Here is a 7591-nt window from a genome sequence, read left to right on the forward strand (position 1 = left end):
CTGAAAACAACTCTATAGGCATTCTTATGCCCATATGCATTATAAAGACTAAAATTCAGATCTGAAGAGTAACCCTTCGTTTTTTTCAGAGAACGGGTAATACCAAGATCAAGCCTGTGGTAACTCGGCATACGATCCGCATTCCTAGCTTTAAAATAATAATAGCTATAACCAAGCACATCATACTTTACATTAGGAAAAGTCACCGCATTCCCTGTTGCAAACACCCAATTTGCAGAAAGCGTCCATTTCGGGTTGAGCTGGAACAATCCCACCAGGGTAATATCATGTGTCCTGTCCTGACGGGCGTTATACCAAAGGTTATCATTTATTCCATCAATCTTTCTTTCCGATTTTGACAGAGTGTAACCCAGCCAACCAGTAAGCCGCCCTGTTTTCTTCTTTAACAACAATTCCAACCCATAAGCCCTGCCCTTTCCATACAGCAGGAGTGTCTCAATAGGCCGGTTCGTAAAAAGATCGACCCCATTGCGGTAATCAATCTGGTTTTTTAATGCCTTATAATAGAGTTCGGCACTCAGTTCCCAGACATTAGAAGCCATGTTTTTATAATACCCCAAAGAAACCTGATCACTGACCTCTGGTTTAATCAAATTGGAACTGGCCACCCAACGGTCTGTAGGGTCGATTACACTAGAATTAGAAATCAAATGCAGATTTTGGACGTTGCGAACATAAGAGGCTTTAAAAGAACTCATTCCATTTATTGCAAAAGAAGCGGAAACGCGAGGTTCCAGGTTTAAATAATTCACCACTTTCTGCCCATTCTTATAGCTCATAGTCGCAGTTACGTTTCCTCTATCATCCACTTGATAGTAGTCACCCTTACCTAGTACCGTAAATGAAGATAACCTCAGTCCATAGGTCAAAGTAAACAAATCATTCGCTTTCCATATATTACTCGCATACAAACCGTTATCCAGCGAAAACCTATCTTGCAGTTTCTGAGATATAAATGCCGATCCAACTGCAGTAGCCTCGCCAGGCTTAATCACATGATAAACCGAATTAAGTCCAAAAGACAGGGTGTTTCGGTCACTGATATACCATTGCAGATCCTGCTTTAAATTCCAGTCCCGGATCTGGGAAAAAAGATCCAGCGAGCTCTGATTGCTGAAATAATGAACTGTATAATCATAATTACTAAAAATCAACGAAGTGTTCGAAAACAACTTAGGATTAAAAATATGGTTCCACCGCAAAGTAGAAGTTGCATTACCCCAATTCAAGCCCGATATGTCTTTAGAAGAAAAGACATCTTTGCCAAAATAACCCGAAATATACAATCGGTCCTTATTCCCCAAAATATAATTCAGCTTTGCGTTGATGTCATAAAAATAAAGACGGGAGTTTCTCACTGCAGAATCAGGAGAAAGCTTTAGAAACAGATCGGCATACGTTCTCCGGGCAGAAACCAAAAAAGACGAACGCCCTCTTTGAACCGGCCCCTCCACATTAAGTCTGGCAGAAACGAGCCCGATCCCTCCGCTAAGACCAAATTTCTCATTATTTCCATCGTTCATCTTTACATCTATTACCGAAGATAAAGCCCCACCATACTGAGCCGGCATGCCACTTTTATAAAGAATTACATTTTTTATTGCATCTGAATTGAAAGTCGAGAAAAAGCCCATCAAATGCGTTGCATTATACACAGGAGCCTCGTCAAGCAGAATTCTGTTCTGATCATTGGTTCCCCCTCTAACAAACAAACCGCCGCTACCTTCGCCCATCGTAGTTACCCCCGGCAGCAATTGCAATGTTTTTACCACATCCAGTTCGCCCCCAAGTACAGGAATACGCTTGATGTCACCGATATTTACCCGTTCCATTCCCATTTGAGTATTCTGTACATCCCGCTTCTCATGAACCACCACTGTTTCCAATGTCTGTAACTGTTCTTGTAATTTTAAGTTCATTATAGTGTCTTTGTTTAATTCCAAAGGAATAGAAATTCCTTTTAGTCCCATAGAAGTTACACTAAGCTTATAAACTCCGGCAGGCAAAGTAATAGAATAAAATCCATAACCGTTACTCAGGGTCTCCCGCCCCTGAACCCTAACTCTTGCACCGATCAAAGTCTCCCCGCTCTCTTTTTTACTTAGCGTTCCGCTAATTACATATTTTGGAACAGAATTTCCATGCTCAACAAAGGGCGCTTTCAAAATGGACGTCTCGAAACGGACATACACCTCCTGATCCAATATACTAAATAACAACCCCTTATCTTTAAAGGCAGTCGTAAGTAAAGTCTTTAAAGTTTGGTCTTTTGCAATTACAGATAGCTTTAAATTACTGTTGGCAACACGATCACCATAGGTAAATGTTACACCTCCTTTTGCGGAAATCTCATCCAGAGCATTTTTAAGCCTAGATTCGCGGATCGTTACACTGACCCGTTTGTCTAGCAAATCCTGAGCAAGTACAGGTTTGTGCAGTCCAATTAGCCACCCTAAAATCAAAAAAATAAAAACCCGGGAACTAATTTGAATCATTTTGCTATTTGGTACAAATTATGGAGATAATTTATACCTCTCCCCACTTTTCATCATCCTTATCTCTGTAATCAAGCACAATTTAGTTAAAGTTTCCAGTATTGGACGATCCATATTTAAATTTCCATAAAAGTGCTTGTTCATTAATTTCGGGTCTAATTTTATAGTTACGTTATAATGGTTTTCCAAATCATTTACCACATGAGAAAGCAAATTCCCTTTATAAATAAAAAGGCCTGTCCGTTGGTTCAAAAAAACAGCAGCTTCAGGAAAAGCTATCTTCGAAATTACCTCTGAGGATATATTTACGTTGGCTTGTTCACAGGGTAAGATCTGCAGTTTTTTATTCTCAATAGCCACGACAACCTTCCCCTTTAATAACGTCACTCGAACTGTAGGCGTCGCCTTATAAGCGGCTATATTAAAACTCGTTCCCAGAACTGTAGTATTTACCCTCCCGGTTGTAATCAAAAATGGATGTGATGGATCATGCTTAACCTCAAAAAAAGCTTCTCCGGTAAAATTGATCGCTCGGTTGCCATCTTTAAACCGATAAGGATAAACAAGTTTACTGTTAGGGCTCAACCATATCTTTGTTCCATCTGTTAAATTAACTTGTTTATATTCTCCAGGCCCCGTTAACACCTGCTGATTACTTTCCTTAAATATATCTTGCACAAAACCGGGCTTTAATAAGTATAAACCACCTAAAATCAATACCAGTGTAGCGGCCACAGAAAGCAGTACCGTCATTTTCAATATGCTTCTTTTACCAGTGGGTCCCGTGTTGATCTGATTTCTCTCCCGGACTTTTATTGTATATTCCTGCTCTTGCTCTTCCCAGGTAAGTTCCATTAATTCCCTCACCTGCGGATGATCCTGCTCCATCAGGTCCAGAAATGAATTCATTTCCTCTTCTGTACAGATATCATCCAGATATCTCTGGTACAAAAGTTTAATGTGTTTATTTTCTTCCACAGTGCATATTTTTAATTGATGTCTATAAACTCTGCAATTGCAATTATAAAGCAAATGATACTGGCGTGATGACGAACATAAGTTCGGATAAATTTAGAAGCCTCCACAATGTGGTTTTTAACCGTATGTTTTGAGATTCCAAGTTGCTCGCCAATCTCTTCATGACTCAGATAATCATTCCTGCTCATCTCATATGCCAGTTTTCGTTGTGGGGGAAGTTTATCTATAGCTTCCATATAAACCTTTCGGAGCTCCTTCTCATAAAGGCTGTCCTCTGTGCTGTTTCTTATATTTTCTATATAAATAAACAGTTTATCGCGTAAGGCCCGATCTTTAGCAACTTTTTTCAGATGGTTGATCACATGGTTCAGCGTAATCTTTTTAATGTAAGCCCCAAAATACAAATCAGGGTCAATCTGATCCCTTTTTTGCCAAATTCGCACAAACACTTCCTGCACAATTTCCTCAGCTGTTTCTCCAGATTTACAAAGTCTGGAAGCATATTTGTGAATCCTCCCCCTATACAGATCATAAACCTCTGCAAAAGCCCGCTGATCTCCATTTTTCAGCCTGGTGAGCAGTTCAGTTTGTACTTCAGGATTTACAGATTCTTTTATCATAATTCTGATGCTTTATTCCTAAAGTTTCCTGTCTATTTTACTTAAAGGCGCTTTCATCAAATCGAAAAATTTCCAAGCATTCTCCCCTTTCCACACATCAACTCCATATTCTATATCTTTTTTTTCCCTGAAGGTGCCAAATAGCCTATCCCAGATGCTCAGTACATCGCCATAATTACAATCTGTATAAGGTAGTTCAAAATGGTGGTGTACATGATGAAGATTAGGCGTAATAAACAGTTTGTTTAAAATCCTGTCTGCCTTTACAGGTAGCATCAAGTCTGTATGAGAAGTTAAATTTGATACGGTCTGCACTGTCTGCCTGATGGCCAGCAAACTGAGCGAAGCCCCTGATACAAATACTACAACTGCCAGGAACAACACACGCAGGATAGTTTCACCAGGATGCTCTCTGACTGTTGTAGAGACATCCACTTCAGGATCACTATGGTGTACCATATGAAACCGCCAGAAATTGTGAACCTTATGCATCATCCTGTGATAAAAATACTCAAAGAAATCAAGCAAAAAGAATCCAAACAGGTACCTCATCCAGGCCGATCCAGACCAAGGCAGCAGATATAAAATACCCCAATGTCTTGTCGTAACCCAATTGCAAATCAACAATACAATGACTATCAGCCCAACCTGCAAAGGCAGAGCCGTACTCGTAAAAAGGAGATTTACCTTAGTATGGTTCCATTTACTTTTCCAGGGCTGCGTAGAAACAAAGAGCTCCGCAAACCATAGAGACAGAATCAAACCAGCAAACAAACCGACCTGAATAGTAGTAGGATCTGCCTGCAGCTCATATTTCAATCCACCTGCCTCCATGTCAATTGAGTATATATTGTGCATTTATCCATTCCTTTCTAAGGATACCACTGGTCTTATCAACGAGAATTTTCCAACCCGTGTTGGCGGTAAGTTTTCGGCTATAATTCGGACGCTCTATGTGAACATTTGCCTGCCCCTCCAAGACCAGCACATTGATCCCTGTTTCTTCAGGATAAGCTAAAACATTAACACAACCACCCATTGACTGTACAATCACCAATCCTGTTTGAATTATAAATGGATACTCCTTAGATTGGACTACATTAAAAACAGCCTGTCCTTCCAGTTGTACAAATCTTTTTTGACCTTTAAATATCTCAGCATAATGGAGTTTGCTCTCTGGCCCTAGTTTCGCTACAGTACCATCAGAGAGTGCAAATTCCTTACACTCCCCCACACCAGTTATGGCCTGATGATGTGTGCTACCTGCAAAACTATATGTGCCGAGGCGATCAAAGGAAAGGCGCCCCAGGAGATCAAAAAAAAGCTCCAGCTCTTCTGCAGAGCATTTCTTCTGCTTATACTGTACATATAGTTCTTTTAAACGTTGAATGTCTTTCATCTTCTTATCTCTTAACTTCTAACTGTCCAGCCATCCCTGTCTGGGTTAATTACATCCTAATACAAAAGATAAAAGCCCAACGACTATTGGAACCTAAAATATTTTTGCTCGCAGGTTGTACATTACCGCACAACAACTGTACATTAATGAACGTAAAATAAATATAATTGAATTTAAAAAACTGAATACAAGACACTTAAATTCGAAAAATAATTTGGCATAAACTTAGCCGAAGCATTTTACAAACAAAGTAGAAGGGATTTGATATGCTCAAACTAAATCTGAAAATAGCCTGGCGAAATCTGCTGAAAAACAAGACCTATACAAGTATTAATGTGGTTGGTTTAGCACTTGGCCTTGCAGGATTTATCTTTATCCTGATATATATCAGCCACGAAAAAAACTACGACCACTGGGATCCCTCTCTAAAAAATGTCTATCAGGTACATGAATTAGATTTCTGGGCGATAAAAGAAGGCAAGGAAGAATGGATGGATGCCACAGACCAAAGGTTCGCTGAGCTATTGGAAACTTCAATGCCGCAAGTAGAGGCAGTAACTCAAATGGCTGGAGATGTAAACACGCAATCCATCATTATTGACAAAAAGGAGCCCTTTTTGCAAAAAGACATCTTATCAGCCAGCCCCTCCTTTTTTAAAGTTTTCCCATTCCATTTTATATACGGTGATCTCAATACAGCCTTTAGCAATCCACAAAGTGTAGTCATCAAGGAATCCTTTGCTAAAAAACACTTTGGAAACACAAATCCAATTGGGAAAACCATTAAAATTAACCAGCAAAACTGGACCATGCCAAAAGATTATATAATTACTGGCGTAGTGACAGAACCCAAATATCCCGGTTCAGTGAATTTTGAACTGGTTCAATACTGGCCACAGAGGAAAACAGAAGATCAATTCTATTCCTTCGCCACAACCTATGTCAAGTTCAAAACAGACCAGTCATTAAGCAATCTAAACCAAATCGCTCAATCTATTTATTTTCCATTTAAATCCGCTTTATTAATAAGACAAAAACAACCAATTAACAATTTTATTAAAGCGGGAATAAAACCCTCCGTACGTTTCCAACCACTATATGATGTACACCAGAATCCCTTGAATGGCCCCAATTGGTTAAGTCTGATTAAGCCAGTTATACTACTTTCTACGTTGTTATTGCTCATCTCAATGATCAACTTTATCAATATGTTTACCGCACAAGCAGTATCAAGGGCAAAAGAAGTTGGAGTAAAGAAAGTCATTGGTGCAGACAAAAAATCACTGATCATCCAATTTTTATTAGAAATCGCATTACAATGTACGGTAGCCTTGTTTTTGAGTATAATTCTGCTGGAAGGCTTTTTACCTTATTTAAATCACTTATTTAATCTTTCCCTTTCCTTTTTGGGGCATCTGCATAGCCTGGTTATCATCGCAGAACTGATCATGCTACTTGTTGTTGTATCTCTTCTAACAGGTATTTATCCCGCCTTTTTTCTTTCCGCCTATAAGTCTCAGGATGTTCTGAAAGGTAATTTTGAGCACAGCCATAAAGGTAAACTCCTGAGAAGCGCAATGGTGGCACTACAGTTCATTATTGCAGTAGGTTTCCTTACCAGTATCATCATTATCTCCAAGCAATTGAGTTATATGGAAAACCGCGACCCGGGATTTAATGTCAATGCCATTATCAATGTCCAAAATGGATTTGGTCAAAAGATCGCTAAACAAATCAAAAATATTGATGGAGTTGAATACGTTGGAAGTAATGACGGGATGATTGGTTTAAACCATAAATTAAATGGTTCATATAAATTTAAGAATGAATCAAAAAAAATAAACACCGTACTTGTTAATTTCGAAGGTCTGCAAGCATTGGGTGTCAAATTGCAAAAAGGAAGGCTATTCGATTTTCAAAATGCCCAGGACAGCTTGAGCAGCATTATTATAAATGAACGTTTAAATAAATCCTATGGTGGAAATATGCTCGGCGAATTCCTGTGGGTAAATGACAGTATACCAGCCCAGGTGGTCGGCATCATAAAAGACATCCAAGTGGAAGGCTTTGAAAATCTT

Annotated in this window: 6 protein-coding genes; 1 reads left to right on the forward strand and 5 read right to left on the reverse strand. The window is 39.2% G+C overall.

What is annotated here, in order from left to right:
- The 5 genes from VNZ46_RS26550 to VNZ46_RS26570 all read right to left on the reverse strand — a co-directional run.
- On the reverse strand, positions 1-2516 hold a 2516-nt coding region (locus tag VNZ46_RS26550), incomplete at its 3' end, for a TonB-dependent receptor (protein ID WP_325564253.1).
- Positions 2517-2534: 18 nt separating this feature from the next.
- On the reverse strand, positions 2535-3494 hold the full coding sequence (locus VNZ46_RS26555; RefSeq protein WP_325564255.1) for a FecR family protein: 960 nt from the start codon (positions 3492-3494) through the stop codon (positions 2535-2537).
- A gap of 11 nt (positions 3495-3505) precedes the next feature.
- Complete coding sequence (locus tag VNZ46_RS26560; RefSeq protein ID WP_325564257.1) at positions 3506-4114, reverse strand: RNA polymerase sigma-70 factor; 609 nt, start codon at positions 4112-4114, stop codon at positions 3506-3508.
- A gap of 18 nt (positions 4115-4132) precedes the next feature.
- On the reverse strand, positions 4133-4972 hold the full coding sequence (locus VNZ46_RS26565; RefSeq protein ID WP_325564259.1) for a sterol desaturase family protein: 840 nt from the start codon (positions 4970-4972) through the stop codon (positions 4133-4135).
- Positions 4950-5513, reverse strand: coding sequence for a FecR family protein (locus VNZ46_RS26570; protein WP_325564261.1), 564 nt, complete (start codon positions 5511-5513; stop codon positions 4950-4952). Before VNZ46_RS26570 ends, VNZ46_RS26565 begins: the two co-directional genes overlap by 23 nt.
- A 266-nt stretch (positions 5514-5779) precedes the next feature.
- Here VNZ46_RS26570 and VNZ46_RS26575 point away from each other — a divergent pair.
- The coding region (locus VNZ46_RS26575; RefSeq protein WP_325564262.1) for an ABC transporter permease at positions 5780-7591 on the forward strand (1812 nt) is incomplete at its 3' end.

The organism is Pedobacter sp. (assembly GCF_035566355.1).
In the GTDB taxonomy this organism is placed as follows: domain Bacteria; phylum Bacteroidota; class Bacteroidia; order Sphingobacteriales; family Sphingobacteriaceae; genus Pedobacter.

Coding starts and splice junctions, on each gene's coding strand:
- VNZ46_RS26570 (WP_325564261.1), bottom strand. CDS start 5,513: ATGAAAGACATTCAACGTTTAAAAGAACTATATGTACAGTATAAGCAG.
- VNZ46_RS26560 (WP_325564257.1), bottom strand. CDS start 4,114: ATGATAAAAGAATCTGTAAATCCTGAAGTACAAACTGAACTGCTCACC.
- VNZ46_RS26565 (WP_325564259.1), bottom strand. CDS start 4,972: ATGCACAATATATACTCAATTGACATGGAGGCAGGTGGATTGAAATAT.